The sequence below is a fragment of the Microbacterium petrolearium genome (genome assembly GCF_054782875.1).
In genome coordinates, this window is record NZ_BAAGRQ010000002.1 from 217,192 (window position 1) to 243,870 (window position 26,679).

At 70.4% G+C, this 26,679-nt stretch carries 30 protein-coding genes and 1 pseudogene; 23 read left to right on the top strand and 8 right to left on the bottom strand.

Annotated features, from left to right (window positions below; all coding sequences use genetic code 11):
• Positions 1-4 precede the first annotated feature (4 nt).
• On the bottom strand, positions 5-190 hold the full coding sequence (locus ACYVJ0_RS03010) for a hypothetical protein (RefSeq protein WP_055988449.1): 186 nt from the start codon (positions 188-190) through the stop codon (positions 5-7).
• Positions 191-295: 105 nt separating this feature from the next.
• Here ACYVJ0_RS03010 and ACYVJ0_RS03015 point away from each other — a divergent pair, with 105 nt between their 5' ends.
• Positions 296-592, top strand: coding sequence for a metal-sensitive transcriptional regulator (locus tag ACYVJ0_RS03015; protein WP_055988447.1), 297 nt, complete (start codon positions 296-298; stop codon positions 590-592).
• Between the two features lie 207 nt (positions 593-799).
• On the opposite strand, the gene ACYVJ0_RS03020 is transcribed toward ACYVJ0_RS03015, so the two are convergent.
• Together ACYVJ0_RS03020 and ACYVJ0_RS03025 are read right to left on the bottom strand one after the other, a co-directional pair.
• Complete coding sequence (locus ACYVJ0_RS03020) at positions 800-1,321, bottom strand: DUF305 domain-containing protein (RefSeq protein ID WP_233441183.1); 522 nt, start codon at positions 1,319-1,321, stop codon at positions 800-802.
• A complete protein-coding gene (locus ACYVJ0_RS03025; RefSeq protein WP_460815906.1) occupies positions 1,318-1,722 on the bottom strand; it encodes a four-helix bundle copper-binding protein in 405 nt (134 codons plus the stop codon). The genes ACYVJ0_RS03020 and ACYVJ0_RS03025 overlap by 4 nt, the downstream gene beginning before the upstream one ends.
• 113 nt (positions 1,723-1,835) lie before the next feature.
• Here ACYVJ0_RS03025 and ACYVJ0_RS03030 point away from each other — a divergent pair, with 113 nt between their 5' ends.
• Both ACYVJ0_RS03030 and ACYVJ0_RS03035 read left to right on the top strand, forming a co-directional pair.
• Positions 1,836-2,117: a metal-sensitive transcriptional regulator gene (locus ACYVJ0_RS03030; RefSeq protein WP_067027616.1), complete on the top strand. Its 282-nt coding sequence runs from the start codon at positions 1,836-1,838 to the stop codon at positions 2,115-2,117.
• Positions 2,118-2,142: 25 nt separating this feature from the next.
• Complete coding sequence (locus ACYVJ0_RS03035) at positions 2,143-2,466, top strand: heavy-metal-associated domain-containing protein (protein ID WP_460815908.1); 324 nt, start codon at positions 2,143-2,145, stop codon at positions 2,464-2,466.
• A 15-nt stretch (positions 2,467-2,481) separates the two neighbouring features.
• Here ACYVJ0_RS03035 and ACYVJ0_RS03040 read toward each other — a convergent pair whose 3' ends face one another.
• Positions 2,482-2,772: a hypothetical protein gene (locus ACYVJ0_RS03040; RefSeq protein ID WP_460815910.1), complete on the bottom strand. Its 291-nt coding sequence runs from the start codon at positions 2,770-2,772 to the stop codon at positions 2,482-2,484.
• Positions 2,773-2,802: 30 nt separating this feature from the next.
• Between ACYVJ0_RS03040 and ACYVJ0_RS03045 the strand changes: the two genes are divergently transcribed.
• From ACYVJ0_RS03045 to ACYVJ0_RS03060, 4 genes are all read left to right on the top strand, one after another.
• Complete coding sequence (locus ACYVJ0_RS03045; RefSeq protein ID WP_460815989.1) at positions 2,803-4,746, top strand: heavy metal translocating P-type ATPase; 1,944 nt, start codon at positions 2,803-2,805, stop codon at positions 4,744-4,746.
• A gap of 43 nt (positions 4,747-4,789) precedes the next feature.
• A complete protein-coding gene (locus tag ACYVJ0_RS03050; protein WP_460815912.1) occupies positions 4,790-5,251 on the top strand; it encodes a DUF6153 family protein in 462 nt (153 codons plus the stop codon).
• Between the two features lie 69 nt (positions 5,252-5,320).
• Positions 5,321-5,929: a DUF305 domain-containing protein gene (locus ACYVJ0_RS03055; RefSeq protein WP_460815914.1), complete on the top strand. Its 609-nt coding sequence runs from the start codon at positions 5,321-5,323 to the stop codon at positions 5,927-5,929.
• Positions 5,926-6,906, top strand: a complete 981-nt coding sequence (locus ACYVJ0_RS03060; protein ID WP_460815916.1) for a F510_1955 family glycosylhydrolase — start codon at positions 5,926-5,928, stop codon at positions 6,904-6,906. The genes ACYVJ0_RS03055 and ACYVJ0_RS03060 overlap by 4 nt, the downstream gene beginning before the upstream one ends.
• A gap of 32 nt (positions 6,907-6,938) precedes the next feature.
• On the opposite strand, the pseudogene ACYVJ0_RS03065 reads toward ACYVJ0_RS03060, so the two are convergent.
• Positions 6,939-7,046: pseudogene (locus ACYVJ0_RS03065) on the bottom strand (ATP-dependent DNA ligase); the annotation flags it as partial.
• A 50-nt stretch (positions 7,047-7,096) separates the two neighbouring features.
• On the bottom strand, positions 7,097-8,323 hold the full coding sequence (locus tag ACYVJ0_RS03070) for an acyl-CoA dehydrogenase family protein (RefSeq protein ID WP_449853473.1): 1,227 nt from the start codon (positions 8,321-8,323) through the stop codon (positions 7,097-7,099).
• Between the two features lie 164 nt (positions 8,324-8,487).
• Between ACYVJ0_RS03070 and ACYVJ0_RS03075 the strand changes: the two genes are divergently transcribed.
• The 3 genes from ACYVJ0_RS03075 (at position 8,488) to sucD (ending at position 10,942) form a co-directional block, all read left to right on the top strand.
• A complete protein-coding gene (locus ACYVJ0_RS03075; RefSeq protein ID WP_449853472.1) occupies positions 8,488-8,655 on the top strand; it encodes a hypothetical protein in 168 nt (55 codons plus the stop codon).
• A 190-nt stretch (positions 8,656-8,845) separates the two neighbouring features.
• Positions 8,846-10,012: an ADP-forming succinate--CoA ligase subunit beta gene (sucC, locus tag ACYVJ0_RS03080; protein ID WP_460815918.1), complete on the top strand. Its 1,167-nt coding sequence runs from the start codon at positions 8,846-8,848 to the stop codon at positions 10,010-10,012.
• A 27-nt stretch (positions 10,013-10,039) separates the two neighbouring features.
• Complete coding sequence (gene sucD / locus ACYVJ0_RS03085) at positions 10,040-10,942, top strand: succinate--CoA ligase subunit alpha (protein ID WP_449853470.1); 903 nt, start codon at positions 10,040-10,042, stop codon at positions 10,940-10,942.
• Here sucD and ACYVJ0_RS03090 read toward each other — a convergent pair.
• On the bottom strand, positions 10,926-11,465 hold the full coding sequence (locus ACYVJ0_RS03090; RefSeq protein ID WP_460815920.1) for a nitroreductase family deazaflavin-dependent oxidoreductase: 540 nt from the start codon (positions 11,463-11,465) through the stop codon (positions 10,926-10,928). The two genes, sucD and ACYVJ0_RS03090, sit on opposite strands and share 17 nt — an antisense overlap.
• A gap of 69 nt (positions 11,466-11,534) precedes the next feature.
• On the opposite strand from ACYVJ0_RS03090, the gene ACYVJ0_RS03095 reads away from it, so the two are divergent.
• The gene (locus tag ACYVJ0_RS03095; protein ID WP_460815921.1) at positions 11,535-11,975 is read left to right on the top strand and encodes a nitroreductase family deazaflavin-dependent oxidoreductase; all 441 of its coding nucleotides are present in this window, start codon (positions 11,535-11,537) and stop codon (positions 11,973-11,975) included.
• Between the two features lie 71 nt (positions 11,976-12,046).
• The gene (locus ACYVJ0_RS03100; protein ID WP_449853467.1) at positions 12,047-13,348 is read left to right on the top strand and encodes a cell division protein PerM; all 1,302 of its coding nucleotides are present in this window, start codon (positions 12,047-12,049) and stop codon (positions 13,346-13,348) included.
• Here the strand turns inward: ACYVJ0_RS03100 and ACYVJ0_RS03105 are convergent.
• Positions 13,300-14,676, bottom strand: coding sequence for an aminotransferase-like domain-containing protein (locus ACYVJ0_RS03105; protein WP_460815923.1), 1,377 nt, complete (start codon positions 14,674-14,676; stop codon positions 13,300-13,302). The two genes, ACYVJ0_RS03100 and ACYVJ0_RS03105, sit on opposite strands and share 49 nt — an antisense overlap.
• A 152-nt stretch (positions 14,677-14,828) precedes the next feature.
• Between ACYVJ0_RS03105 and ACYVJ0_RS03110 the strand changes: the two genes are divergently transcribed.
• The 11 genes from ACYVJ0_RS03110 to purH all read left to right on the top strand — a co-directional run bounded on the left by ACYVJ0_RS03110 (position 14,829) and on the right by purH (position 26,401).
• Positions 14,829-15,677 (top strand): nitrilase-related carbon-nitrogen hydrolase, encoded by an 849-nt coding sequence (locus ACYVJ0_RS03110; protein ID WP_460815925.1) that lies wholly within the window; start codon positions 14,829-14,831, stop codon positions 15,675-15,677.
• Positions 15,678-15,718: 41 nt separating this feature from the next.
• Positions 15,719-17,155, top strand: coding sequence for a dihydropyrimidinase (hydA, locus tag ACYVJ0_RS03115; RefSeq protein ID WP_460815927.1), 1,437 nt, complete (start codon positions 15,719-15,721; stop codon positions 17,153-17,155).
• A gap of 15 nt (positions 17,156-17,170) precedes the next feature.
• Positions 17,171-18,187, top strand: a complete 1,017-nt coding sequence (locus ACYVJ0_RS03120) for a TIGR03842 family LLM class F420-dependent oxidoreductase (protein WP_460815929.1) — start codon at positions 17,171-17,173, stop codon at positions 18,185-18,187.
• Positions 18,184-19,095 carry an ABC transporter permease gene (locus tag ACYVJ0_RS03125; RefSeq protein ID WP_449853462.1) on the top strand — a complete coding sequence of 304 codons (912 nt, stop codon included), beginning with the start codon at positions 18,184-18,186 and terminating at the stop codon, positions 19,093-19,095. The genes ACYVJ0_RS03120 and ACYVJ0_RS03125 overlap by 4 nt, the downstream gene beginning before the upstream one ends.
• The gene (locus ACYVJ0_RS03130) at positions 19,092-19,925 is read left to right on the top strand and encodes an ABC transporter ATP-binding protein (RefSeq protein ID WP_449853461.1); all 834 of its coding nucleotides are present in this window, start codon (positions 19,092-19,094) and stop codon (positions 19,923-19,925) included. Before ACYVJ0_RS03125 ends, ACYVJ0_RS03130 begins: the two co-directional genes overlap by 4 nt.
• Complete coding sequence (locus ACYVJ0_RS03135; protein WP_460815930.1) at positions 19,922-20,722, top strand: ABC transporter permease; 801 nt, start codon at positions 19,922-19,924, stop codon at positions 20,720-20,722. The genes ACYVJ0_RS03130 and ACYVJ0_RS03135 overlap by 4 nt, the downstream gene beginning before the upstream one ends.
• An 83-nt stretch (positions 20,723-20,805) precedes the next feature.
• On the top strand, positions 20,806-21,981 hold the full coding sequence (locus ACYVJ0_RS03140; protein ID WP_460815932.1) for an ABC transporter substrate-binding protein: 1,176 nt from the start codon (positions 20,806-20,808) through the stop codon (positions 21,979-21,981).
• Complete coding sequence (locus tag ACYVJ0_RS03145) at positions 21,978-23,312, top strand: aminotransferase class III-fold pyridoxal phosphate-dependent enzyme (protein WP_460815934.1); 1,335 nt, start codon at positions 21,978-21,980, stop codon at positions 23,310-23,312. Before ACYVJ0_RS03140 ends, ACYVJ0_RS03145 begins: the two co-directional genes overlap by 4 nt.
• A gap of 56 nt (positions 23,313-23,368) precedes the next feature.
• Complete coding sequence (locus ACYVJ0_RS03150) at positions 23,369-24,127, top strand: SDR family oxidoreductase (RefSeq protein ID WP_460815935.1); 759 nt, start codon at positions 23,369-23,371, stop codon at positions 24,125-24,127.
• A gap of 56 nt (positions 24,128-24,183) precedes the next feature.
• Complete coding sequence (purN, locus tag ACYVJ0_RS03155) at positions 24,184-24,777, top strand: phosphoribosylglycinamide formyltransferase (RefSeq protein WP_460815937.1); 594 nt, start codon at positions 24,184-24,186, stop codon at positions 24,775-24,777.
• A 16-nt stretch (positions 24,778-24,793) separates the two neighbouring features.
• Complete coding sequence (gene purH / locus ACYVJ0_RS03160; RefSeq protein WP_460815939.1) at positions 24,794-26,401, top strand: bifunctional phosphoribosylaminoimidazolecarboxamide formyltransferase/IMP cyclohydrolase; 1,608 nt, start codon at positions 24,794-24,796, stop codon at positions 26,399-26,401.
• Positions 26,402-26,679: the final 278 nt, after the last annotated feature.

Consider the following 26,679-nt stretch of genomic DNA (forward strand, 5'->3'; position numbering starts at 1 on the left):
GACCTCAGCGTCCGAACAGGCGTGACCAGAACCCGCCGCGGTTCGCCTGTGCCGCCTCCAGCTCCGCGGCGGTGTGCTGACCACCGCACCAGTCGGAGCTCGCGACGCTGCTCTTCACCGCCGCGACATGCTGGCCGCAGCCGGCCCATGTCGTCTTGCCGCACGTGCGGCACATCACTGCTCGGCACATCTGCGCACCCCTTCGCTATACCCGGGGGAGTATCCGCCGCCGGTAGCCCAACTATACCCCCGGGGGTATGCTGGTTGTCAACTCGGGCTCACGAAAGGACCTCTCATGGCAAGCACACCCACACTCGCGGACGCGGCACCGGAGCACGACCAGGAGGCAAAGCGCAAGGTCGTCAACCGGCTCCGCCGAGCACACGGGCAGCTGGCAGCGGTCATCACCGCCGTCGAACAGGACGCCCACTGCCGCGACGTCGTGCAGCAGCTCGCCGCCGTCTCGAAGGCGCTCGACAGGGCCGGCTTCCTCGTCATCTCAAGCGCCCTCCGCGAGTGCCTCGCCGACCCAGACGCAGAAGATGCCACACGCCCCGAAGAACTCGAGAAACTCTTCCTCTCCCTCGCATAGCCCTAGCGGAAGGAAGGCGTGCTAACGCGCCTCGCGCGTCGCCCTGGTCAGTGGCTGGTTCGCCCCCTGGTGGAGACCAAGTGCGGTCGGATCATCCGGTCTGCGACGATTCCCGTGATGACGGCGAAGACAACCTTGTGAAGCACGTCGACCACCAGCTCGCGTCGGGGCCAGGTGTGCGGTGGGGCGCCGACGCCGGTCGCGTTCTCAATCGTTGAGCCGCTCGAGGATGTCCTTCATCTGGTCGATCTCCTCCTGCTGGGACTGAACGATCTGCTCACACAGCGTGACGATCTCGGAGTCGGTGATGTTGGACTGCTCGCAGACGAGGATCGCGCGGGAGTGGTGCGGGATCATCGACCGCAGGAACTGGTCATCCCCGACGAATGCTTCTGCTCGGCCCATGAGGAACGCCACCACGAACAGCGCGGCGAAGCCGACGAGCAGTCCGATGTTGAGTGGCTTGTTGGGGAACATCTTCCACATCACGGCGATCATGATGATCCCCATCGGGAACACCATCATCAGCGCCATGTAGAGGTTGCTGATGTTGGGCAGGAAGTCGGCGAAGACGTTGATCATCGCGAAGGTGAGCAGGTACATCACGATGAAGCTGAGTGCGAGGGAGATGGCGAGCTTGCCGTAGCTCGCCATCCCCCCGTGCTGCATCCCGCCCTGCTTCGAGTGCGGCATGCCCTCGTGCTCGGAGTGGTGCCCGGCCTGGCTCACAGTGCCCCCAACAGCTCCGCGCACGCCTGCTCGCAGCGGCGGCAGGCCTCGGCGCACACCCGGCAGTGCTCGTGCATCTGGGCGTGCGTCTCGCACTCGGCCGCGCACGACGCACAGGCCGCGCGGCATGCCTCGAGCTGGGCGCGCAGGACGTCGGTGTTCGAGCCGGTCTGGCGCGACAGGACCGCGGCGGTCGTCGCGCAGACGTCGGCGCAGTCGAGGTTCTTGCGGATGCACGCGGTCAGGTCAGCCACCATCTCTTCGCTCAGGCAGGCATCTGCGCACGCGGTGCACGCCTGGGCGCACTCCACGCACGCCTCGATACAGCGCACCAAGGCCGCGGTGTCGGCGCCGGCGCCCGCCCGGGGGTGTGTGGTCAGCATCTGCTGTGCAACAGTCATATCGTCCTCCTTCTCCTCGATCGGGGCGCTTCCCCGACCCTCGGCACGGTAGGGCCTCGGCACAGATTCCCCCACCGGGTTGCATACCCCGTGGGGGTATGTATCATTGGCGCGTGCACGGGTACGCGGACAACAAGGAAGCGCTGCTGAAGAGGCTGCGCCGCGCGGAGGGACAGGTCGCGGGGATCGCGCGGATGGTCGAGAACGACGACTACTGCATCGACATCCTCACGCAGGTCTCCGCAGCGACGAAGGCCCTCGAAGCGGTGGCACTGTCGCTGCTCGGCGACCACCTCAGCCACTGCGTGGCCGAGGCGACCGCGCAGGGCGGGCCGGTCGCGGAGGAGAAGATCCGCGAAGCCAACGCCGCCATCGCGCGCCTGGTGCGCTCGTGAACCACGTCACCGGAAGGACATCATCATGACGATCGAACGAGTCGAGCTGGGTCTCAAGGACGCCGGCGTCGGATGCGCCTGCTGCGCCGCCCCGAGCGCCTCGACGACGCAACAGCTGCCCGTGGAAGCGGGACTGTCGGCCACGCTGCTGGTGGAGGGGATGACGTGCGCGCACTGCATTGCCAGCGTCACCGAAGAGCTGTCCGCGGTTCCTGGCGTGGCCGATGTGTCCGTCGCACTCGCTGCCGGCGGCACGTCCACAGTCACCGTCCGCACCTCCGCTCCCGTCGACACCGCAGCACTTCGCGCGGCCGTCGCTGAGGCCGGCTACACCGTCAGCGACGCCTGACACGGCCGAGCGCCATCACCCCACTCTTGGTTCCACGGCCGCCCGCGGCGGCAACTCGCAGAGGAGGCTCCGATGAGCCAGCACGACCACACCAAGCACGACCACCACGACCATCACGGCCACACCATGGATCACGCCGATCCAGAGGTGACTGCCGAAGGGATGCGTGAGGCCGTCGCGACCGAACCGGCAGCGCACGGCAGCCAGGACCACAGCGGTCACGATCAAGCGGAGCACAATCACGGCGCGCATCCCGGTCAAGCCGCGCACGCTGGTCATGGCGGGCATGCCGGTCACGGTGATCACGTGGGGCAGTTCCGCCGCCTGTTCTGGATCATGCTCGCCCTCGCCGTGCCGGTGGTGGCGTTCTCGAGCATGTTCGCCATGCTGCTCGGGTACGCGCTGCCCGACGCCGCATGGGTGAGCTGGATCTCACCCGTGCTCGGCACGGTGATGTACGTGTGGGGCGGTGCGCCCTTCCTCACCGGCGCGGTCAGCGAGCTGCGCACCCGCAAGCCCGGGATGATGCTGCTGATCGGTCTGGCCATCACGGTCGCGTTCCTGGCTTCGTGGGGCGCGAGCGTGGGCGTCCTGCACCATGAGCTCGACTTCTGGTGGGAGCTCGCGCTGCTGATCGTCATCATGCTGCTGGGGCACTGGATCGAGATGCGCTCCCTTGCCCAGACGACGTCCGCGCTGGACTCCCTCGCGGCGCTGCTGCCGGACGAGGCCGAGCGCATCGAGGGCGACACCACCGTCACCGTCGCCCCCGCCGACCTGCGTGTCGGGGACGTCGTGGTGGTCCGCCCGGGCGGCCGCGTGCCCGCAGACGGGCGGGTCGTGCAGGGCTCCGCGAGCATGGACGAGGCCATGATCACCGGCGAATCCCGCCCGGTCCGCCGCTCCGAGGGCGACCAGGTCGTCGCCGGCACCGTCGCGACCGATTCGGGCCTGCGCGTGGAGATCACCGCGATCGGAGAGAACACCACCCTCGCCGGCATCCAGCGGCTGGTTGCCGAAGCGCAGAACTCCTCGTCCCGCGCGCAGCGAATCGCTGACCGCGCCGCGGCGCTGCTGTTCTGGTTCGCCCTGATCGCAGGCGCCATCACCGCGCTGGTATGGACGCTGCTGGGCCTCCCAGATCAGGCCGTGGTCCGCACCATCACCGTCCTCGTGATCGCCTGCCCCCACGCTCTGGGCCTGGCGATCCCGCTGGTGGTGTCCATCGCCACCGAGCGGGCCGCGCGCGGCGGAGTGCTGATCAAGGACCGGTTGGCGCTGGAGAGTATGCGCACCATCGACACGGTCCTGTTCGACAAGACCGGCACCCTGACGAAGGGCGCTCCGGCGGTCACCGCGGTGCACCCCGCCGGCGGGATCGACGCCGATCGGCTGCTCGCCCTCGCTGCGGCGGCCGAGGCGGACTCTGAGCACCCCCTGGCACGCGCGATCGTGAACGGCGCGAGCGAGAAGCGACTGGCGGTGCCGGGATCCTCCGGGTTCGAGTCCTCACCGGCGGTCGGCGTGCGCGCCACCGTCGACGGGCACCTGGTACAGGTCGGCGGCCCCTACCTGCTCGAGCAGGAGGGATCCGCCGAGTTGCCCGTCGCGGACGAGTGGCGCCGCGAGGGGGCGATCATCCTGCACATCCTGATCGACGGTCAGGTCGCCGGGGCGCTTCGCTTGGCCGATGAGATCCGCAGCGAGTCCCGGGAGGCGATCGAGGCGCTCCACGTCCGCGGCGTCCAGGTCGTGATGATCACCGGCGATGCGGAAGCGGTCGCCGCCTCCGTGGCCGAGGAGCTTGGCATCGACCGGTTCTTCGCCGGCGTGCGTCCCGAGGACAAGGCCTCCAAGGTCAAGCAGCTGCAGGAGGAGGGTCGCAAGGTCGTGATGGTCGGCGACGGCGTCAACGACGCTCCCGCCCTCGCCCAGGCCGACGTGGGTGTAGCGATCGGTGCGGGCACCGACGTCGCGATCGCCTCCGCCGGTGTCATCCTCGCCAGCGACGACCCGCGATCGGTGCTGTCGGTGATGGAGCTGTCGCGGGCAAGCTACCGGAAGATGAAGCAGAACCTGTGGTGGGCTGCCGGTTACAACCTGATCGCCGTCCCGCTCGCCGCCGGGGTGCTCGCCCCGTTCGGGTTCGTGCTCCCGATGTCGGTCGGGGCGATCCTGATGTCGCTGTCGACGATCGTCGTCGCGCTGAACGCGCAGCTGTTGCGCCGGCTGGACATGCGCCCCGAGATCACCGCTGCAGCGGTCTTGCGTGGTGCCTGACAGGCGGGTTTCGTAGATTGTGAGCGGGAAGGGAGGTGCGCTGATGAGCGTGATGACGCTGCGCCAGGCGATGCATCCGAGCGCCACACTGGCGCGCACCTTCCTACTCACCGCCGCGGCCGTCATCGGGGTGCTGATTGGCCTCGTCGGCATGCACGTGCTCAGCAGCGGCAGCACCCACCACGCTCCCGTGGTGATCAGCGAGAGCGCGCACCATGGCGGTGAGCCCGCGATGGTTGACGTCGCGAGCCCGGACGCGGCTACAGCCGGTGATCATTCCGCGGCGGATCCCTGCGCTGAGGGCGACTGCGGGGGCGGCATGGACGCGATGGCGTTCATGGCGTGCGTGCTCGCCCTCCTCGCCGTCAGCATCGTCCTCGCCATTCGCCCCGGCCGGGTCGTCACCATTGCGCGCGCTCAGGCGCCGCCACATGCCACGGCGACGCTCACGGAGGCGCCGCCGGTTCCTCCCGATCTGAACGTCCTCTCCATCAGTCGCACCTGAGGGTCATCTGCTGTCGCAGATCCCGTGCTTCGGCACGCCCCTCAACAACGACTTAGGAGACAGACCCTCATGAAGATCCGCACGATTGCATTCCACGCCGGCATCCTCGCGACCGCGCTCGTCCTGACCGGTTGCAGCGACACCGGTGGCTCCGATATGGAAGGCATGGACCACGGCAACGGCACCAGCAGCTCGCCCAGCGCCTCCGCTGAGGCCAGTGGCGCGGTGTTCAACGACGCGGACGTGACGTTCGCGATGGAGATGGTCATGCACCACCAGCAGGCCATAGAGATGTCCGACACTCTGCTGGCCAAGGACGGGGTTCACCCGGACGTCGTCGCGCTTGCCGAGCGCATCAAGGCCGCTCAGGGCCCGGAGATCGAGACCATGAACCAGTGGCTCGAAGACTGGGGCCAGGACACCGACATGGGTGGGATGGACCACGGCGGCGGCATGATGTCCGAAGAGGACATGGCCGCCCTCGAGGAAGCCGACGGCGAAAGCGCATCGAGCCTGTTCCTGGAGCAGATGATCATGCACCACCAGGGCGCGATCGACATGGCTCAGGCCCAGATCGACAACGGCCAGAACCCCGACGCCGTCGCCCTCGCGCAGAAGATTGTCGAGGACCAGACCGCCGAGATCACCGAGATGCAGGAGCTGCTCGCCCAGCTGTGAGCACCCGCCGCGCCGGTGGCCACCCCGTCCGGGTGGTCACCGGCTTCGCCCTGCCCAAACCATTCCGGAGATCTCCCATGCCTTTCACCCCCGCCATTCCCCGACGGCGCCTGGCCGCCTTCGCCGCCCTCGCCCTGACTGCGCCCCTCTTCACCGGCTGCGCTCTGATCCGAGCCGAGGACCCCGACCACGACACCAAGGTGGCCCTCGAGCACATCCACGGGCTCGCCTCCGACCCCGAGACGGGCGGTCTGCTCATCGCCAGCCACGGCGGCATCTACCAACTCGACGCCCTCACCCGCTCGGCGGAGCTCAGCGGACCGGTCGCCGGCAACGACTTCGACGCCATGGGGTTCACCGCCGTCGACGGTCAGCTCTATGCCTCCGGACACCCCGGGCCGAACAGCCCCGACCACTTCGCCGGCCAGAATCTCGGCCTCATCCGCTCCGACGACAACGCCCGCACCTGGACGAACGTCGCATTCACCGGTGAGGCCGACTTCCACGACCTCGCCATCAGCGAATCCGATCCGAATCGCATCTACGCGAACAACTTCGGCATCGTCTACCGCTCCGACGACGGCGGGCGCACCTGGAACGACGGAGTCGGCGTCGACGCACGCGACATGCTCGCCGACCCCGACGATTCCGACACCGTCTACGCGACCACTCCCGAAGGGCTCTATGTCAGCCGTGACGCGGGTGCGACGTTCGAGCTCGACGAGACTGCGCCGCGGATGGTTCTGATCGCGACGAACAGCCTGGGGCTACTGGTCGGCACCAGCTTCGATAACACACTCGTCTACCAGCTCCCCAGCGGCGAGTGGGCCACCGGAGGCGAGTACGAAGGTGTCGCCCAGGCCCTCACCGTCACGCCGGGCGACGAGATCGCCCTCGTCGACCAACGTGGCGTGGTCACGACACGTGACTTCGGTACCACCTGGGAAGAGATCTTCCGCCCGGAGCCGCACACTTGACGTCCAACCGGGCCTTCCCGGGTTCAGTGAAGGAACCCGTCCCACTTCGGCTCGAACAGCAGGCCGCCGGGGGGCTTCGCCGGATCCGGGATCGCCGGCACGGCCTTGGCGAGCATCGGCGCGGGGATGTCGTGGAGCATGCGCCCATCCTGCCGCCGGCGATGCCCCGTGACCAGGGGCGCCGGGTCGGTCAGGCGAAGGCGCCCATGCCCGTGAGGTCGCGGCCGATCAGCAGGGCCTGCACGCTCTCGGTGCCCTCGTAGGTGTGGATCGCCTCGATGTCGGCCATGTGCTGGATGACGCGGTTCTCGAGCAGGATGCCGTTGCCGCCCAGCACGTCGCGGGCGGTCTGCGCGATCCGGCGCGCAGCGCGGGTGTTGTGGTACTTCGCCAGCGACGCCTGGGTGGGCCGCAGGGCGCCGGACGCCTCGACGTCGGCCAGGCGGCGGCAGTACAGCTGCATGGCCGTGAGCTCGGCCAGCATCTGCGTGAGGCGCTCCTGCACCATCTGGAACCGCGCGAGCGGCTTGCCGAACTGCTCGCGCTGCGTCGAGTACGCCAGCGCGGCCTCGAAGCACGCCGTGGCGTGGCCGAGCGCCGACCAGGCCACGCCGGATCGGGTGGCGAACAGCACGCGCGAGGTGTCCTTGAACGAGTGCGCACCGGGCAGGCGGGCATCGCCCGGCACCCGCACGCCGTCGAGGCGGATGTGCGCCTGGTGGATCGCGCGCAGCGAGACCTTGCCCTCGATCACCGTGCCGGTGTAGCCGGGCGCGTCCTGCTCCACGAGGAAGCAGCCGACCTGGCCGTGGTCGGTATCGGTCTCGTCGTCGATCCGCGCCCACACGAACGTGATGCCGCCCGAGGCGCCGTTGCCGATCCACTTCTTCGCGCCCGAGATCACCCAGTCGCCGCCGTCGCGTCGCGCCACCGTCTCGAGCGACGTGGAGTCGGATCCGTGCACCGGCTCGGTGAGCGCGAAGGACCCGAGCACCCCTCCGGTGGCCAGCGGGCGCAGCCAGCGGTCCTTCTGCACGTCGCTGCCGTAGAAGACGAGGGTGCGCAGGGCCAGGCCGCCCTGCACCGCGAGGATCGTGCCGAGCGAGCCGTCGCCGCGCGAGAGCTCCATGTTCACCAGGCCGGCCGCGAGCGGCGACATCGGCGTGAGGTCGGGGTGCTCCACGCCGTCGCCGAGCAGGTGCAGCTCGCCCATCCGCGGCAGCACCTCCACGGGGTACTCGGCGCGGTCCCACGCCTGCGCCATCCGATCCGAGTACTCGCCGACGAGCGTGCGCGCGCGCTCCCACGCGTCGCGATCCGCGCCGGAGACGTCGGCGAAGACGGCGTAGTAGTCGGTGTCGAGGGGAGAGGTGACGTCGTACGGCTCGGTACGGTCGCCGGGAAGCTCGGTGGCCACGTTGCTCACTCCGTTCGGTCGGTGCCGGGCATTCCGCCCGTCGCAGGCATGCCCACACGGTAGGGCGCGGCGTGGGCGCGCGCACGCCGTTTGTGCGAATCCGACAGCCGGATGCCCCTGCGCGCGCACGGTAGGATCGTCGGAGACTTCCAGAAAGGCGCGCGATGTTCCTGATCAGCTGCATCCTCTTCCTCGCCGGCTTCGCGGCGTTCGCCGTCGCGTTCATGGTGCCCTCGTTCCAGGCCGTCGTCTTCGCGCTCGGCATCCTGCTCGTGTGCGCCGCCATGGCGCTGCCCATCCACGCGCGCTCCGGCGCCAAGGAACAGCGCTGACGCAGACCCTCCGAACGCACCCGCGCCCCACGGGGACGGGTGCGTTCGTCGTGTCGCCGCGGTGTCTGCGGCTGGTTCGCGGGTTCGGGCGCGTCGCGGCGGGATAGTACGCTGGGGTCTTGGTCGAGTTCGCTCGACGTCGAGACGTTTTCCACGCCTCTGGCCCTGTCGCCCACATAAGGATTGCAACGTGGATCTCTACGAGTACCAGGCTCGAGACCTTTTCGAGAAGTACGAGGTGCCGGTGCTCGCCGGCATCGTCGCCGACACCCCCGAGGAGGTGAAGGCAGCGGCGGAGAAGATCGGCGGAGTGGTCGTCGTCAAGGCCCAGGTGAAGACCGGCGGTCGCGGCAAGGCGGGCGGCGTCAAGGTCGCGAAGACCCCCGATGAGGCGTACGAGGCGGCCAAGGCGATCCTCGGCCTCGACATCAAGGGCCACGTCGTCAAGCGCGTCATGGTCGCCCAGGGCGCCGACATCGCCGAGGAGTTCTACTTCTCGGTGCTGCTGGACCGCGCGAACCGCTCGTACCTGTCGCTGTGCAGCGTCGAGGGCGGCATGGAGATCGAGCAGCTCGCCGTCGAGAAGCCCGAGGCGCTCGCGCGGGTCGAGGTCGACCCGCTGCAGGGCATCGACAAGGCCAAGGCCGTCGAGATCGCCCGCGCCGCGGACTTCCCCGAGGACCTCGTCGAGAAGGTCTCGGACGTCTTCGTCAAGCTCTACGACGTGTACAAGGGCGAGGACGCCACGCTCGTCGAGGTGAACCCGCTCGTCCGCACCGGCGCCGGCGACATCATCGCCCTCGACGGCAAGGTCACCCTCGACGACAACGGCACCGAGGTGCGCCACCCCGAGCACGAGGAGCTCGAGGACAAGGGCGCCGCCGATCCGCTCGAGGCCAAGGCCAAGGCGAACGGCCTCAACTACGTCAAGCTCGACGGCCAGGTGGGCATCATCGGCAACGGCGCGGGCCTGGTCATGTCGACCCTCGACGTCGTCGCCTACGCGGGCGAGAAGCACGGCGGCGTGAAGCCGGCCAACTTCCTCGACATCGGCGGCGGCGCGAACGCGCAGGTCATGGCCAACGGCCTCGACGTCATCCTCGGCGACGAGCAGGTCAAGAGCGTGTTCGTGAACGTCTTCGGCGGCATCACCTCGTGCGTGGCCGTCGCGGAGGGCATCGTGAAGGCCCTCGAGATCCTCGGCGACGCGGCCACCAAGCCGCTCGTCGTGCGCCTCGACGGCAACCAGGTCGAGGAGGGCCGCGCCATCCTCGCCGCCGCGAACCACCCGCTCGTCACCCTCGCCGCAGGCATGGACGAGGGCGCCGACAAGGCCGCCGAGCTGGCGAACGCCTGAGCCCCCGGATCGAAAAGGACTAGACAGATGTCGATCTACCTCAACAAGGACTCCAAGGTCATCGTCCAGGGCATCACCGGCGGCGAGGGCACCAAGCACACGGCGCTCATGCTCAAGGCGGGCACCAACATCGTCGGCGGCGTGAACGCGCGCAAGGCCGGCACCACCGTGACGCACGAGAAGCCGGGCGTCGGCGAGGTCGAGCTGCCGGTCTTCGGATCGGTCAAGGAGGCCATGGAGCAGACGGGCGCCGACGTGTCGGTCGCCTTCGTGCCGCCGGCCTTCACGAAGGCCGCGATGATCGAGGCCATCGACGCCGAGATCCCGCTGCTCGTCGTCATCACCGAGGGCGTGCCCGTCGGCGACACCGCCGAGGCCTGGGCGCACGCCAAGGCCAAGGGCAACAAGACGCGCATCATCGGGCCGAACTGCCCCGGCATCATCACGCCGGGCGAGGCGCTCGCGGGCATCACGCCGGCCAACATCACGGGCAAGGGCCCCATCGGCCTCGTGTCGAAGTCGGGCACGCTGACCTACCAGATGATGTTCGAGCTGAAGGACTTCGGCTTCTCGACCGCCATCGGCATCGGCGGCGACCCGGTCATCGGCACGACGCACATCGACGCGCTCGAGGCGTTCGAGAACGACCCCGAGACCAAGGCGATCGTCATGATCGGCGAGATCGGCGGCGACGCCGAGGAGCGCGCGGCCGAGTACATCAAGGCCAACGTCACCAAGCCGGTCGTCGGCTACGTCGCGGGCTTCACGGCCCCCGAGGGCAAGACGATGGGCCACGCCGGCGCGATCGTCTCGGGCTCGGCCGGTACCGCCGCCGCGAAGAAGGAGGCCCTCGAGGCCGCCGGCGTCAAGGTCGGCAAGACCCCCAGCGAGACCGCCGCGCTCATGCGCGAGATCATGCAGTCGCTGTAAGTCTCACTCGCACGAAGGCCTCGCCCGATCCGGGCGGGGCCTTCGTCGCGTCCGGGGGCGGTGCCCGCGCTCGCGCTCGCGCCGGGTCAGCCGACGGGCGTGATCGCGAACACCGGGTGAGCCGGCGCGATCGCCTCGAACGCCGCGAGGTCGGCGTCCGGGCCCGCCGCCACGTCGGGCGGACGATCGGCACCTGGCGCACGTACGCCTTCAGCACGGGGGCCGCGGCGCGGGTGTCGAGCTCCTCGGCGCGGACGCGCTCGACGCGCGAGCCGCGGTGCAGCGTCGCCTCCCCGGCCGCGCGCAGGTTGTGGACCCACCCGACCGGTCCGTACGGCGCGACGAGGTACCGGCGCCCGTTCACGAGGATCGGCGTCACGGGCACGGTGCGCGGCTCGCCCGTGGCGCGGCCGGCGACGGTGAGCGATGCCACGCCACCGGGCGCGAGTCCGCGCCGCCCGAGCGCGGCCATGATCCGGTCGATCCGTCGCCGCAGGGGAGTGAGCCGATAGGTGCCCGTCATGAGGTCAGGCTGGGGCCTCCGTCCGGCGGGGAGGAATCGGGTGCCTCGCATTCGTCCTACGCTGGAGTCATGCCGCTGAAGGGTGAGTACCTGCCGAGCACCGCCGAATGGGCTCGCACGCAGGCCGAGACATACGAAGCGACGAACGGTGCCGAGGCGAACACGCTGCGCGGGGTGCCGGTCATCGTGCTGACGACCGTGGGTGCCACGAGCGGCGGCCTGCGCAAGACCGCGCTCATGCGGGTCGAGCACGAGGGCCGCTACGCCGTCGTGGCGTCGAAGGGCGGGGCCCCGGAGCCGCCGCAGTGGTACTTCAACCTGCGCGCGAACCCGCACGTCGAGCTGCAGGACGGCGCGGTCAAGCGCGACTACCTCGCGCGCGAGCTCGACGGCGCCGAGTACGACGAGTGGTGGGAGCGCGCGGTCGCCGTGTGGCCCGACTACGCCGAGTACCAGAAGAAGACGGATCGCAGGATCGCCGTCTTCTTGCTCGAGCCCACCGAGGACTGACACCGGCCCGGACCGTTCCCGGCATGGGCGCAGGGGATCGGAGGCCGGGCGACCTAGGCTCGGTAGCGCCCATGCATCGCCTCCTCGTCGCCCTGCTCGCCGCGATCGACGCCGCCGTCGCGGCGGCCGTCGCCGTCGGCGTCGTGCTCGCGCCCCTCACGCTCCTGTGGATCTTCTCGTTCGGCGGCGGCGCCGACTGGCAGGCGCTGTGGCCGGCGACCGCGCGCATCTGGCAGCTGGGCATGCTCGTGCCCGTCGAGCTGACCCTCGGCGACGAGTTCCTCGCCGCCGCGTCGCTGCCGCAGGAGGCCGCGTCGTTCGCGGTCTCGCTCGCGCCCCTCGCCTTCGCCGGGTTCGTCGTGCTCTTCGCCGCCCGCTCGGGGGGCCGCGCGGTGGCGGCGGGCGCCTGGATCACCGGCACGGTCGCGGGGGCGGCGACCACGGCGCTCATCGCGGCGATCGTGCTGCTCACCTCCGACAACCCCGTGGCGGTCGTGCACCCGGCCCCCGCGGTGCTCTGGCCCACGCTGCTCTACGCCGCCGGCGCGCTCGGCGGCGTCATCGCCGAGGCCTGGCGGGAGGGCGACGGCGGACCGATCGATCGCGTGCACGACGTGCTGGACGGGCTCGCCGTGGCGTGGCGCGAGGTGCCCGCGCTCGCGGTCCGCGGGGCGGCGATCGTCGTCGTGGGGCTCCTCGGTGCCGCCGGTGTCGCGCTGGCACTGTCGGTCGTTCTCCGTGGCGGCGAGGTGGTCTCGCTCTTCGAGGCGGCGCACGTGGACGCGCTCGGTGCCACGGGCCTCACCCTCGCCCACCTCGCCTACCTGCCGACGGCGCTCGTCTGGGCGGCGTCCTGGATCGCCGGGCCCGGCTTCGCGGTCGGCGCCGGCACGACCGTCTCTCCCGTGAGCACGGATCTCGGTGTCGTCCCCGCGCTGCCGATCTTCGGGCTGCTGCCCGAGCACGGCGCGGCGCCGCTGCTGCTCGCCGCCCTCATCCCCGTGGCGCTCGGCGCGATCGCGGGATGGGCGGCTCGCGCACGCTTCGTCGTCGAGCTCGACGCCGCCGCGGCCGAGGAGGGCGGCGCCGGAGCGCGCGCCCCCGAGCCCGTGCTGCCGCGCCTGGTCGTGGCGCTCGGGATCGCGGTGCTGTCGGGGGCGGCCGCCGCGGCGCTGGCCGCGGCCGCGTCCGGCGCCATGGGCCCGGGGCGCCTGGCGGAGGCGGGACCGGAGCCGGGTGCCCTCGCGCTCGCCGTGGGCCTCGAGGCCGCGGTGGGCGCCGGGATCCTGCTGCTCGGCCCCCGACCCGAGCGGTGGCACGGCGACTACGACGAGGTCGCGGGCGCCGAGGCCGACGCCCTCGACACCGCCTGAGCGACCGCCTCGACGTCGGTCGTGATCATCCCCACGGTGACGCGGATGCGGTCACGGCCGTCGGTCGTCGTCGTGATCTGGTCGCGGAAGAACGCGCTTCCCGCCGCGACGCGAATGCCCTGCGCGGCGAGGCCGACGATCGCGGCCCTCTCGTCGTCGACGGGCACCCACGCATTGATGCCGTCGGCGATGGTCGTCCGCCCGACATCGCCCAGCGCGTCCGCGAAGCGCCGCTGCCGTGAGGCGTACGCGGACCGTGCCCGCGCGACCTCCGCGATCGACTCGCCATCCGTGAGCAGCTCGGCGAGCGCATGCTGGATGAGGCGCGGCACCCACCAGGGGCCGAGCGTGCGACGGCCCTCGATGCGGGCGATCAGCGCGGCCGGCCCGCTCAGCGCCGCGATGCGCAGATCGGGCCCGTGCGACTTCGAGAACGATCGCACGAGCACGGTCTGATCGGGCAGATGCCGGCCGAGCGTCACGGACTCCGCCTGCGCGATCGAGCCCGAATGATCGTCCTCGATCACCGTGATGTTCCGTCCCCGCGGGGAACGACGGATGACCTCCGCGAGCTCCTGGGCGCGATCGGCGGTCATGGACACGCCGGTGGGGTTGTGCGCACGGGGCTGCAGCAGGAGCACGCGGGGCCCGACCGACATCGCGTCGGCGAGCGCCGCCGGCACCACACCCTGCTCGTCGACCGCGACCGGCACGATCCCCAGATCGTGTGCGTCGAGCAGGTCGTAGAACGGCGGGAACGTCGGCTGCTCGACGACCACCCGGTCGCCGAAGCGCGTCAGCTGCTGCAGCGAGCGGTCGATGCCGTCGAGAGCGCCGCTGACGACGGTCAGCGCGTGCCCCTCGATCGGCCACCGCTCGCGCAGCAGGCGCTCGAGCCGTGGCAGCAGCGGGACGTCGTGGTAGCTGGCGGTCACCGCCTGCGGTGCGGCACGCGTGAAGGCGCGAGCGAGCTGCGGCAGCAGCAGCGGGTCGGGCGTGCCCCGCGAGAGATCGAGCCGCGTGGCGTGGACGTGTCCGGCGAGGCGGCGCGTGTGCGGGGCGACCTCGCGCGCGGTCGTGGCACGGATGAAGGTCCCCGCGCGCCCGCGGGAGACGATCGTTCCCGCCCCCGAGAGGGCGCGCCACGCGGTCGACACGGTCGCCGGGCTCACTCCCAGCGACCTCGCGACCTCGCGCACCGTCGGCAGGCGGTCGCCGGGGGCGAGCGTGCCGTCCGCGACGAGCCGCGCGAGCGAGGCGGCGATCCCGGACGGCGTGGGGCTCTCGATGCGCTGCGCGAGCGTTCCTGCCGTGGCGACGGGTGTCATGTGTCGATCCTGCAGCGGCACGCGGCCACGCTGCACGGGCAGGACCGCGAATTTACGGGGGAGGTGGAAAGCGAAATCTCAGAGAAATGTCCAAGCGCGACAGTGACGCAATCACGAGCCGGCAGACGGCGTCACACCGCGGAGGAGCCGAGATGACCACAGTTCGCGTCGCGATCAGCCAGACCACCTGGACGGGCGACAAGGCGTCCATGCTCGACAAGCACGAGCAGTTCGCTCGCGACGCCGCTGCCCAGGGCGCGCAGGCGATCGGCTTCCAGGAGCTGTTCTACGGTCCGTACTTCGGCATCACGCAGGATCAGAAGTACTACCGCTACGCCGAGTCCGCCGACGGGCCGATCGTGCAGCGCTTCGCGGATCTGGCCAAGGAGCTCGGCATCGTGACGGTCCTGCCGATCTACGAAGAGGCCATGGCCGGCGTGTACTACAACACGAGCGTTCTGGTCGACGCCGACGGGACGGTGCTCGGCAAATACCGCAAGCACCACATCCCGCACGTCGAGAAGTTCTGGGAGAAGTTCTACTTCCGTCCCGGCAACCTCGGCTACCCGGTCTTCGAGACGGCCATCGGCAAGGTCGGCATGTACATCTGCTACGACCGCCACTTCCCCGAGGGATGGCGGGAGCTGGGCCTGAACGGCGCCGACATCGTGTTCAACCCCAACGCGACCAAGCCGGGCCTGTCGAACCGGCTGTGGGAGATCGAGCAGCCGGCCGCCGCGGCCGCGAACGGCTACTTCGTGGCGGCGCCGAACCGCGTCGGTCGCGAGGACAACGAGTACGGCGACCTCGCCGTCGACTTCTACGGCAGGAGCCAGTTCGTCGACCCGCGTGGCAACCTCGTGGGCGACTACGGATCGTCCGAGCACGAGGAGCTGCTCGTGCGCGACCTGGACTTCGGGCTCATCCGCGAGGCGCGCGACAGCTGGCAGTTCTACCGCGACCGCCGCCCCGACTCGTACACCGCGATCCCCGCTCCCTGAGAGCCGCGGGCCAGGCAGCCGACACCTGACAGGAGCAACGCATGAGCACGACACTCATCACCGGTGGAACGGTGGTCAGCGCCACCGGCCGCGGCCTCGCCGACGTGCTGGTCGACGGCGAGCGGATCGTCGCGGTGCTGGAGCCCGGGTCTCAGATCGTCGGGGCGGATCTGACGCGCACGGTCGACAGGGTCATCGACGCGACGGGCAAGTACGTCATCCCCGGCGGGATCGACGCACACACGCACATGGAGATGCCCTTCGGCGGCACCTTCGCGAGCGACACGTTCGAGACCGGCACGCGTGCGGCGGCATGGGGAGGGACGACGAGCATCGTCGACTTCGTCGTGCAGTACCCCGACCAGAACATCCTCGATCAGTACCAGGCGTGGCAGGAGAAGGCCGCGGGGGAGTGCGCGATCGACTACGGCTTCCATCAGATCCTCTCCGACGTGCAGACGTCCTCGCTGCACGCCATGGACGAGCTGGTGGCCGAGGGCGTGACGAGCTTCAAGCTGTTCACGGCCTACAAGGGCGTGTTCCTCTCGGACGACGGCCAGATCCTCCGCGCGTTCCAGAAGGGCGCCGAGAACGGCGCCATGATGATGATGCACGCGGAGAACGGCTCGATCATCGACGTGCTGCAGCAGCAGGCGCTCGAGGCCGGGCACACCGGACCCGAGTGGCACGGCCTCACTCGTCCCTGGGAGACGGAGGAGGAGGCGACGCACCGCGTGATCATGATCTCGCGGCTCACCGGCGCGCCACTGTACGTCGTCCACGTGAGCGCGAAGCAGGCCGTGGAGCAGATCGCCGCGGCGCGGGACGCGGGCTACAACGTGTTCGGCGAGACCTGCCCTCAGTACCTCTACCTGTCGCTCGAGGAGCAGCTGGCCGCGAAGAGCGCGGAGTGGGGGGAGCTGGAGGGCGCCAAGTGGGTGTGCTCCACCCCGTTGCGGTCGCACCACGACGGCCACCAGGACGCCATGTGGCGCAGCCTGCGCACGAACGACATCCAGATGGTCTCGACCGACCACTGCCCGTTCTGCATGAAGGAGCAGAAGGAGATGGGGATCGGGAACTTCGCGAAGATCCCGAACGGCATCGGAAGCGTCGAGCACCGCATGGACCTGATGTACCAGGGCGTCGTGGAGGGGCGGATCACGCTGGAGCGCTGGGTCGAGATCACCTCGACCACGCCGGCGCGGATGTTCGGGATGTACGGGCGCAAGGGCGTCATCCAGCCCGGCGCCGACGCCGACATCGTCGTCTACGACCCCGATGGCCACACCTCGATCGGCGTGGGCAAGACGCACCACATGAACATGGACTACTCGGCCTGGGAGGGCTTCGAGATCGACGGCCATGTGGACCTCGTCATGTCGCGCGGCCAGGTGATCGTCGATGACAGGGGCTACATCGGCCGCAAGGGTCACGGCCGGTACATCAAGCGCGGCCTGAGCCAGTACCTGAGCTGAGCGGAGGCGACACACATGGATTTCGGAATCGTCCTGCAGAACGACCCGCCCGCGTCGCGCGTGGTCGACCTCGCCGTCCAGGCGGAGAACCACGGCTTCAGCCACGTCTGGACCTTCGACTCCCACCTGCTGTGGCAGGAGCCCTACGTCGTGTTCAGCCAGATCCTGGCCGCCACGCGCAAGGTGAAGGTGGGGCCCTTCGTCACCAACCCCGCCACCCGCGACTGGACGGTGACGGCCTCCCTCTACGCGACCCTCAACGAGATGTTCGGCAACCGCACGGTGTGCGGCATCGGGCGGGGCGACAGTGCGGTGCGCGTGCTGAACGGGCGGCCCTCCTCGCTGCAGGAGCTGCGCGAGGCGATCCACGTCATCCGCGAGCTCGCGAGCTCCCGCGCGGTGCAGCACAACGGCGCGACGCTGCGCTTCCCATGGTCCGTCGGCAGCGAGCTCGAGATGTGGGTCGCCGCGTACGGGCCCAAGGCGCTGCAGCTGACCGGCGAGGTGGGAGACGGGTACATCCTGCAGCTGGCCGACGTCGACATCGCGAAGTGGATGATCACGGCGGTGCGGGAGGCGGCCGAGCGGGCAGGCCGCGATCCCGACGCGATCACCTTCTGCGTCGCCGCGCCGTTCTACATCGGCGACGACATCGAGCACATGCGCAACCAGACCCGCTGGTTCGGCGGGATGGTCGGCAATCATGTGGCCGAGGTGGTGCGCCGCTACGGCGCCGACGGGGCCGTGCCGCAGGCGCTGACCGACTACATCGACAAGCGCGAGGGATACGACTACAACTCGCACGGCAGGGCCGGCAACGACCACGTCGACTTCGTGCCCGACGAGATCGTCGACCGATTCTGCGTGCTGGGCACGCCGGAGCAGCACATCGAGAAGCTCGAGCAGCTCCGCGAGGTCGGCGTGCACCAGTTCGCCGGATACCTCCAGCACGACAACAAGGAGGAGACGATCCGGGCCTACGGCGAGACGGTGATCCCGGCCATGCGGGAGAGGGTGCTGGCCAAGGTATGAGCGCCGTGTCGACGAGTTCTGCGCGTGTCCACCGCGGGCGCGGCGCCCGCGCGTGGGCGTGGGGCGCGGGCGGGATCATCCTGCTTGCCGCGCTGTGGGAGCTCTACCGGCTGACCGGGCCGGAAGACGGCGTCGTGATCGGCGGCGTGCGGGTGCTGCCGCGGGCGATCGACCTCGCGATGCCCCACGTGTGGGACATGGTGGCGCGACTGTTCGCCGGCGAGACGCGGGCCGCCACGGCCGACGCGCTGTGGTGGGCGGTCGCGCAGGCGTCGTTCGTGACGCTCGGCACCGCGGCCGCTGGTCTTGCCGTCGGCGTCGTGGTCGGCATGGGCTTCGCGCTGCTGATGCTCGCCTTCCGCGTGGCGCGCTGGGCGCTGCTGCCGTGGATCGTGCTCAGCCAGACGGTTCCCCTCATCGCCTTCGCGCCGCTCGTGCGTGCGTGGGGCTCGCGCATCGAGATCGGCGCGTTCGAGTGGCAGGACTGGATGAGCGTGGCCCTCATCGCGAGCTATCTGGCGTTCTTCCCGGTGGCCGTGGGGGCGCTGAGCGGGCTCGACGCCCCCGACCGGATCCATCTCGAGCTGATGCGGACATACGGCGTCGGGTGGTGGCGCACGCTGCTCGCGCTGCGCCTGCCCGCCGCCGTCCCGCACCTGCTCACGGCGCTGCGCCTCGCGGCGGCGAACGCCATCGTGGGGGCCGTCGTCGCCGAGGTCTCGACCGGCGCGCGCGACGGCATCGGCCGCATGGTGGTCCAGTTCGCGGGTCAGGCCTCGTCCGATCCGCCCAAGGCCTGGGCACCCATCTTCGGTGCCGTGGCACTGGGCCTCCTCGCCGCCGGCTCGGTCGCGCTCGCCGGCTGGCTCCTCAAGGACTATCGACGCGTGGAGGTGTCGTCCCGATGACGACCGAACAGCACCCTGGGACGTCGGCGGTCGCGATCGCCGGCGTCGACAAGATCTTCGCCACCCGCTCGGGCACGGTGCACGCACTCAGCGGGGTGGACCTCGCCATCGCGCCGGGCGAGTTCGTCTCGCTGATCGGGCCATCGGGATGCGGCAAGTCCACGCTGCTGCGGCTGATCGCCGATCTCGATCAGCCCACGAACGGATCCGTGGAGCTGTTCGGCAAGCCGGCGGCGAGGGCTCGCATCGATCAGGACTACGGCATCGCGTTCCAGCAGGCGGGCCTGCTGCCGTGGCGCACCGTCGCCGACAACATCGGACTGCCGCTGCAGCTGCACGGCTGGAGCGCATCGGACCGCCGCGAGCGTGTCGCGGAACTGCTCGAGATGGTCGGCCTGGCGGACTTCGCCGACCGCCACCCCGACCAGCTCTCCGGCGGCATGCAGCAGCGCGTGGCGATCGCCCGCGCGCTCGCCGAGAAGCCGCGGCTGCTGCTCATGGACGAGCCCTTCGGGGCGCTCGACGAGATGACCCGCGAGCGCATGCAGTCGGAGCTGCTGCGCATCTGCGCCGAGACGGGCGCGGCCGTGGTGTTCGTGACGCACTCGATCCCCGAGGCGGTGTACCTTTCCGACCGCGTCGTGGTGATGTCGCCTCGCCCCGGCCGCATCAGCGACGTCGTCTCGATGCGGCTGGTCGGCACGTCCGACCGCACCGAAGAGCTGCGCGAGGACGAGGGCTACTTCGAGATGATCACCGCCGTGCGCGAGGCGCTGCACGCGGGTGAGGGGCGCCCCGGTGCCCTGGCGCGCGGAGTGGAGACGCGATGACGGCATCCGTGATCGACGCGCCCCGGATCCGGGCGGCGGGCGGCGCCGCTCGGTGGGGTGTGGTCGCCGCTCCCGTGGCGCTGGGGCTGGCCGTGCTCGGCGTGTGGCAGCTGCTCGTCAGCGTCGTGGGCGTCGACGACTACCTGCTGCCCAGCCCCGGAGCCATCGCGGGCGAGTTCGTCGCGTTCCTGCCCTCGGTGCTCGAGGGCGCGCGCGTCACGGGGCTGAACGCGCTGCTCGGCCTCGTCGCCGGCTCGCTCGTGGCCGTGCTGCTGGCCGCCCTGGCCGCGGCCAGCCGCGCGATAGACGGCATGACGGCGCCCCTCGTGGCCGCTCTCGCGGTCGTGCCGATCGTCGCGCTGGCGCCGGTCCTGAACACCATGTTCGGCGCCGACAGTCAGCTGGGGCGCCAGGTGATCGCGGGCATCGCCGCGTTCACACCCGTGTTCCTGGGGACCCTGCGCGGGCTGCGGCAGGCGCTTCCGCTGCACCGCGACCTGATGCACGTCTTCGCCGCCACACCCGTGCAGGCCTTCCGCACGGTGACGCTGCCGACCGCGACCCCGCACATCCTCACCGGACTGCGCGTCGCGAGCTCGCTGTCCGTGATCTCGGCGCTCGTCGCCGAGTACTTCGGAGGCCCGCGCGGCGGCCTCGGCGGCCTCATCTCGACCTACGCCGCGCAGAGCGCGTACGCGCGGAGCTGGGCATTCGTCGTCGGCGCCATCCTGCTGGGCGTGCTGTTCTATCTCGTCACGAGCGGCCTCGAACGGCTCGCGCGCCGTCACCGGCACTGAATCTTCGCCACCGGCGAAAGCACCACCGCACCAACCGAGCATCACCCGCCTCTCTCGCAGAGAACCATCTCGGAAGGAACACCATGAACCACAGCACACCCGCTTCCCACAGAGCCTCGACCCGACGTCGTCTGCTCGCCTTCGCCTCGATCGGTGCGGCCGCATCGCTCATCCTCTCCGGCTGCGCGTCGGGGCCGGATGAGGCCGCTGGCGGGGGCGACGGCGAGGAGCTGACGCCCGTGACCCTGCAGCTGCAGTGGCTCGCGCAGGCGCAGTTCGCCGGCTACTACGCCGCGCTCGAGCAGGGCTTCTTCGAAGAGGAGGGCCTCGACGTCGAGATCGTCGAGTCGGGCGGCGACATCGTTCCGCAGGACGCGCTCGTCGCCGGCGACGTCGACTACGCGATCGCGTGGGTGCCGAAGGTGCTCGGATCCATCGAGCAGGGCGCCGATGTCACCAACGTCGCGCAGATCTTCCAGCGCTCGGGCACCCTCCAGGTCGCGTGGGCGGACTCCGGCATCGACTCCGTCGCCGACTTCGAGGGCCGCCGCATCGGCTCCTGGGGCTTCGGCAACGAATGGGAGATCTTCGCGGCGATGGCGGCCGAGGGGCTCGATGCGTCGAGCGTCGAGATCATCACCCAGTCCTTCGACATGAACGCGTTCCTGCAGGGCGACATCGACGCCGCGCAGGCGATGACCTACAACGAGTACGCGCTGCTCCTCGAGACGGTGAACCCGGACACGGGGGAGCTCTACCAGCCCGAGGACTTCAACGTCATCGCGTACGAGGACACCGAGGGAGCGATGCTGCAGGACGCGATCTGGGCAGACACCGAGCGGCTCGAGAACGACGAGGAGTACGCCGAGACGACGGTCGCCTTCCTGCGCGCCGTGATCAAGGGCTGGGCCTACGCCCGCGACAACGCCGAGGAGGCGGCGCAGCTCACCGTGGACGCCGGCTCCGCCTGGCCGATCGGGCACGAGACGTGGATGGCGAACGAGACGAACAAGCTGATCTGGCCCGCCGAGAACGGCATCGGATACATCGATCCGGCCGCGTGGGACGCGACGGTGGAGGGAGCCCTCCGTGCCGTCAATGAGCAGGGTGCCCGCCTCATCACGGAGGAGCCGCCCGCGACGGCCTATGACAACACCTACATCGAGCAGGCGATCGCCGAGCTCGAGGAGGAGGGGATCGACGTGCGCGGCGAGTCGTACACGCCGCTCGAGGTGACCCCGACCGAGGGCGGCGAATGAGCAACGGCATCACCGAGGTCGCGGGCTCGCTCACGCAGCGAGCCCGCGACCTGGACCAGGGCGTCTTCCACTCCTGGGCGGCACAGGCGGCCTCGCCCGGCTTCGTGGTCGCGGGCGGCGAGGGCACGAGGGTCTGGGATCACGACGGCAACGAGTACCTCGACTTCTCCAGCCAGCTGGTGAACGTCAACATCGGCTACGGGCACCCGAAGGTCGTCGCGGCGATCCAGCGGCAGGCCGAGACCCTCGCGACGATCGGGCCCGCGACGGTCAACCTCACGCGCGGCGAGGCCGCGGCGCGGATCCTCGAGAAGGCCGGAGGCTCGTTCGAGAAGGTGTTCTTCACGAACGGGGGCGCCGACGCCAACGAGAACGCCATCAGGATGGCACGGCTGTTCACCGGACGCGACAAAGTGCTGAGCCGCTATCGCAGCTATCACGGCAACACGGGAGCGGCGATCGTGGCGACGGGCGACTGGCGGCGGGTGCCCAACGAGTACGCGCGGGGCCACGTGCACTTCTTCGGCCCGTACGCGTACCGCAGTGAGTTCTGGGCCGATACCGAGGGGCAGGAGTGCGAGCGGGCGCTGCACCACCTCGAGCGCGTGATCCAGCTGGAGGGCGCCGACTCGATCGCGGCGATCCTGCTCGAGGGCATCCCCGGCACGGCGGGGGTGCTCGTGCCCCCGCCCGGCTACCTCGCCGGCGTGAGGGAGCTGTGCGACCGCTACGGCATCGTGATGATCCTCGACGAGGTGATGTCGGGCTTCGGCCGGGCCGGAGAGTGGCTCTCGTGGCACAGCGAGCGCACCAACCCGACGGGCGTCACCCCCGACATCGTGACCTTCGCCAAGGGTGTCAACTCCGGCTACGTCCCTGTCGGCGGGGTGCTGCCCAGCCCGCGCATCGCGCACCACTTCGACGAGCGCGTCTTCCCCGGCGGCCTGACCTACTCCGGCCACCCGCTCGCGGCGGCGTCGATCGTCGCCGCGATCGACGCGATGACAGAGGAGCGGGTCATCGAGAACGCCCGCTGGGTCGGCGAGGCGCACATCGGGCCGGGGCTGGCGGCGCTCGCCGCGAAGCACGCCGTCATCGGCGAGGTGCGCGGCCTGGGCGTCTTCTGGGCCGTCGAGCTCGTCGCCGACGCCGCGACGCGCGAGCCGGTGAGCGCCGGGGTCATGGCGGCGGTGAAGGCCGGGCTCCTCGCGCGCGGCGTCATCGGCTTCTTCGCCGACAATCGTGTCCACGTCGTCCCGCCGTGCACCGTGCGGCCCGAGGAGGTCGGGCGGTACCTCGCCGCGCTCGACGAGACCCTCACCGCGCTCTGATCCGCCCGCCGAAGCCCCTCTCCGTTTCCCCACCGCACCTTCCGGAAAGGCCTGCCGTGACCACCAGCACCACCACACACCCCCTCCGCGCCCTCGTCACGGGCGCCTCCAGCGGAATCGGCGCCGCCACCGTCCGCCGCCTGCGGGCGGAGGGGTGGGACGTCATCGCGTCGGCACGCCGCCGGGAGCGCCTCGAGGCGCTCGCGGCGGAGACGGGCTGCGACATCGTCGTCGCCGATCAGACCGACCAGGCCTCGATCGATGCGCTGCGCGATCACGTCGTGGGCGGTGGGGCTCTGCACGCTCTCGTCAACAACGCCGGCAACGCGTTCGGGCTCGAGCCCGTCGAAACCGGTGAGCTCGACAAGTGGCGCCGGATGTACGAGCTGAACGTCCTCGGCACGCTGCGCGTGACGCAGGCACTGCTCCCGGCTCTGCGCGCCTCCGGACGGGGCGATCTGCTGACGATCACATCGACCGCCGCGCACGGCGAGTACCCGGGCGGAGCCGGATACACGGGTGCCAAGCACGCCGAGCGGCAGATGGTGAAGACCCTCCGGCTCGAGCTCGCGGGCGAACCGATCCGCGTGATCGAGATCGCCCCGGGCAACGTGGAGACGGAGTTCTCGCTCGTCCGCTTCGACGGTGACGTCGATCGGGCGGCCGCGGTGTACTCCGGGTACGACCCGCTCGTCGCGGACGACATCGCCGACGCGGTTGCGTGGACGCTGACGCGCCCGCACCACGTCAATGTGGACACCATGATCATCCGCCCCCGCGCGCAGGTCTCCACGACGCAGATCGCGCGCATCTGACGGTGCCCACGACGTCCCGGATCGGGCGATCCGCGCCGTCGCACTAGACTCGGAGGGTGCTCACGGTCGCCGTCCTCATCTCGGGCACCGGGTCGAATCTCAGGGCCCTGCTGGAGGCCGCGAGCGAGCCCGACTACCCGGCCCGCGTCGTCGTGGTCGGCGCCGACCGACCCGCCGACGGTCTGGAGCACGCCGCCGACTTCGGCATCCCCACCTTCACGGTGCCGTTCCGCGCGTTCGAGTCCCGCGAGGAGTGGGGTGCCGAGCTCGCCGCGCAGCTGCGGGCGTGGAAGCCCGACCTTGTCGTGCTGAGCGGCCTCATGCGGCTGCTGCCGGCCGCCGTCGTGGCCGAGTTCGCCCCGAACGTCATCAACACGCACCCCGCCTACCTGCCCGAGTTCCCCGGCGCCCACGGCGTGCGCGACGCGCTCGCCGCCGGGGCGGAGCAGACCGGCGCGAGCGTGATCGTCGTCGACGAGGGCGTCGACAGCGGCCCGATCCTCGCCCAGGAGCGCGTGCCCGTGCTGCCGGGCGACACCGAGGCGTCGCTGCACGATCGCATCAAGCCCGTCGAGCGCCGCCTGCTCATCGACGTCGTCCGCCGCATCGCCACCGGCGAGCTGGACCTCCGCACCCCCGCCTCGTCCTGATCCGAAGGAGCACCTCATGGCCGGCCCCCGTCACGACCCCTCGCTCTACCGCGAACGCGATGTGGTCCCCATCCGCCGGGCCCTCGTGTCGGTCAGCGACAAGACCGGCCTGATCGAGCTGGCCGCCGCGCTCGCCGAGGCGGGCGTCGAGATCGTGTCCACCGGATCGACCGCGGCCATGATCCGCGACGCCGGTCACGAGGTCACCGACGCGGCCACCGTGACGGGCTTCCCGGAGATGCTCGACGGGCGCGTCAAGACGCTGCACCCCCACGTGCACGGCGGCCTGCTGGCCGACCTGCGCCTCGAGCACCACGAGACGCAGCTGGCCGAGTTCGGCATCGCGCCGTTCGAGCTCGTCGTCGTGAACCTGTACCCGTTCGTCCAGACCGTCGCCTCCGGCGCGCAGGGCGACGACGTCGTCGAGCAGATCGACATCGGCGGCCCCGCCATGGTGCGCGCGTCGGCGAAGAACTTCGCCAACGTCGCGATCGTCGTAGGCCCGGAGGCGTACCCCTCGATCATCGAGGCGCTCGGCCGCGGCGGCACCACGCTGAGCGAGCGTCGGGAGCTCGCCGCCCGAGCCTTCGCCCACACCGCGACCTACGACACGGCCGTGGCGCAGTGGTTCGCCGAGGAGACGATGTCGGGCCAGAACGAGCTGCCCGAGCACCTCACGATCCAGGTCGAGAAGATCAGCGACCTGCGCTACGGCGAGAACTCCCACCAGCGCGCTGCCATCTACTCCCGCGCCGACGGCCACGGCATCGCCCAGGCCACGCAGCTGCAGGGCAAGGAGATGTCGTACAACAACTACGTCGACGCCGACGCCGCCCTGCGCGCCGCGTACGACATGGTCAAGCCCGCCGTGGCCATCATGAAGCACGCCAACCCGTGCGGCCTGGCGATCGCCGATCCGAAGGCCATCGACGCCATCGCCTCGGCCCACCTGCGCGCGCACGAGTGCGACCCGCTCTCGGCGTTCGGCGGCGTCATCGCCGCCAACCGCCCCGTCACGCTGAAGATGGCCGAGAACCTGCGCGACATCTTCACCGAGGTCATCGTCGCGCCCGGCTTCGAGCCCGCGGCCCTCGAGGTGTTCAAGGAGAAGAAGAACCTGCGCCTGCTGCAGCTGCCGGAGGACTGGTCGCAGGAGCGGATGGACGTGCGCCTCGTCTCGGGCGGCCTGCTGCTGCAGGACGCCGACCTGTTCGATCGCGACATCGCGTCGATCGCCGAGCGCTGGGAGCTCGTTGCGGGCGAGCGACCGGACGACATCCCGGTCGACGACCTCGTGTTCGCCTGGAAGGCGTGCCGCGCCGTCAAGTCGAACGCGATCGTGCTCGCCCAGAACGCCGCCACCGTCGGCATCGGCATGGGTCAGGTGAACCGCGTCGACTCGTGCAAGCTCGCGGTCGAGCGCGCGGGCGACCGCGCCGCCGGATCGATCGCCGCGTCCGACGCCTTCTTCCCGTTCTCGGACGGGCCCGAGGTGCTCATGAACGCCGGCGTGCGCGTCATCATCCAGCCGGGCGGATCGGTCCGCGACGAGGAGACGATCGCGCTGGCCAAGGAGCGCGGCGTCGCCATGTACTTCACGGGCGAGCGGCACTTCTTCCACTGAATTTTTCAGAAGCGTCTGCGCCGCTCGGGCAGTTCTTTTCAGAAGCGTCTGCGCGCGCTCGGGCACCCGCTGCGCGGGTGCCGCTCGCGTGCTCGCACCGGCGCTCGCGCGCCGGCGGGGCGGCGCTTCGCGCCGCGGTGCGGCCGCATGAGCGGCCGCACGCTCGCGCTTCGCGCTCGCACAGAGATCGGTTGCTGGAGGGGCTTGCTGACTGGTTGAACTCACCGGTTGAAGTCATCGGTTGACCCCATCCGTTGAACCCATCGGTTGCTGAGCGG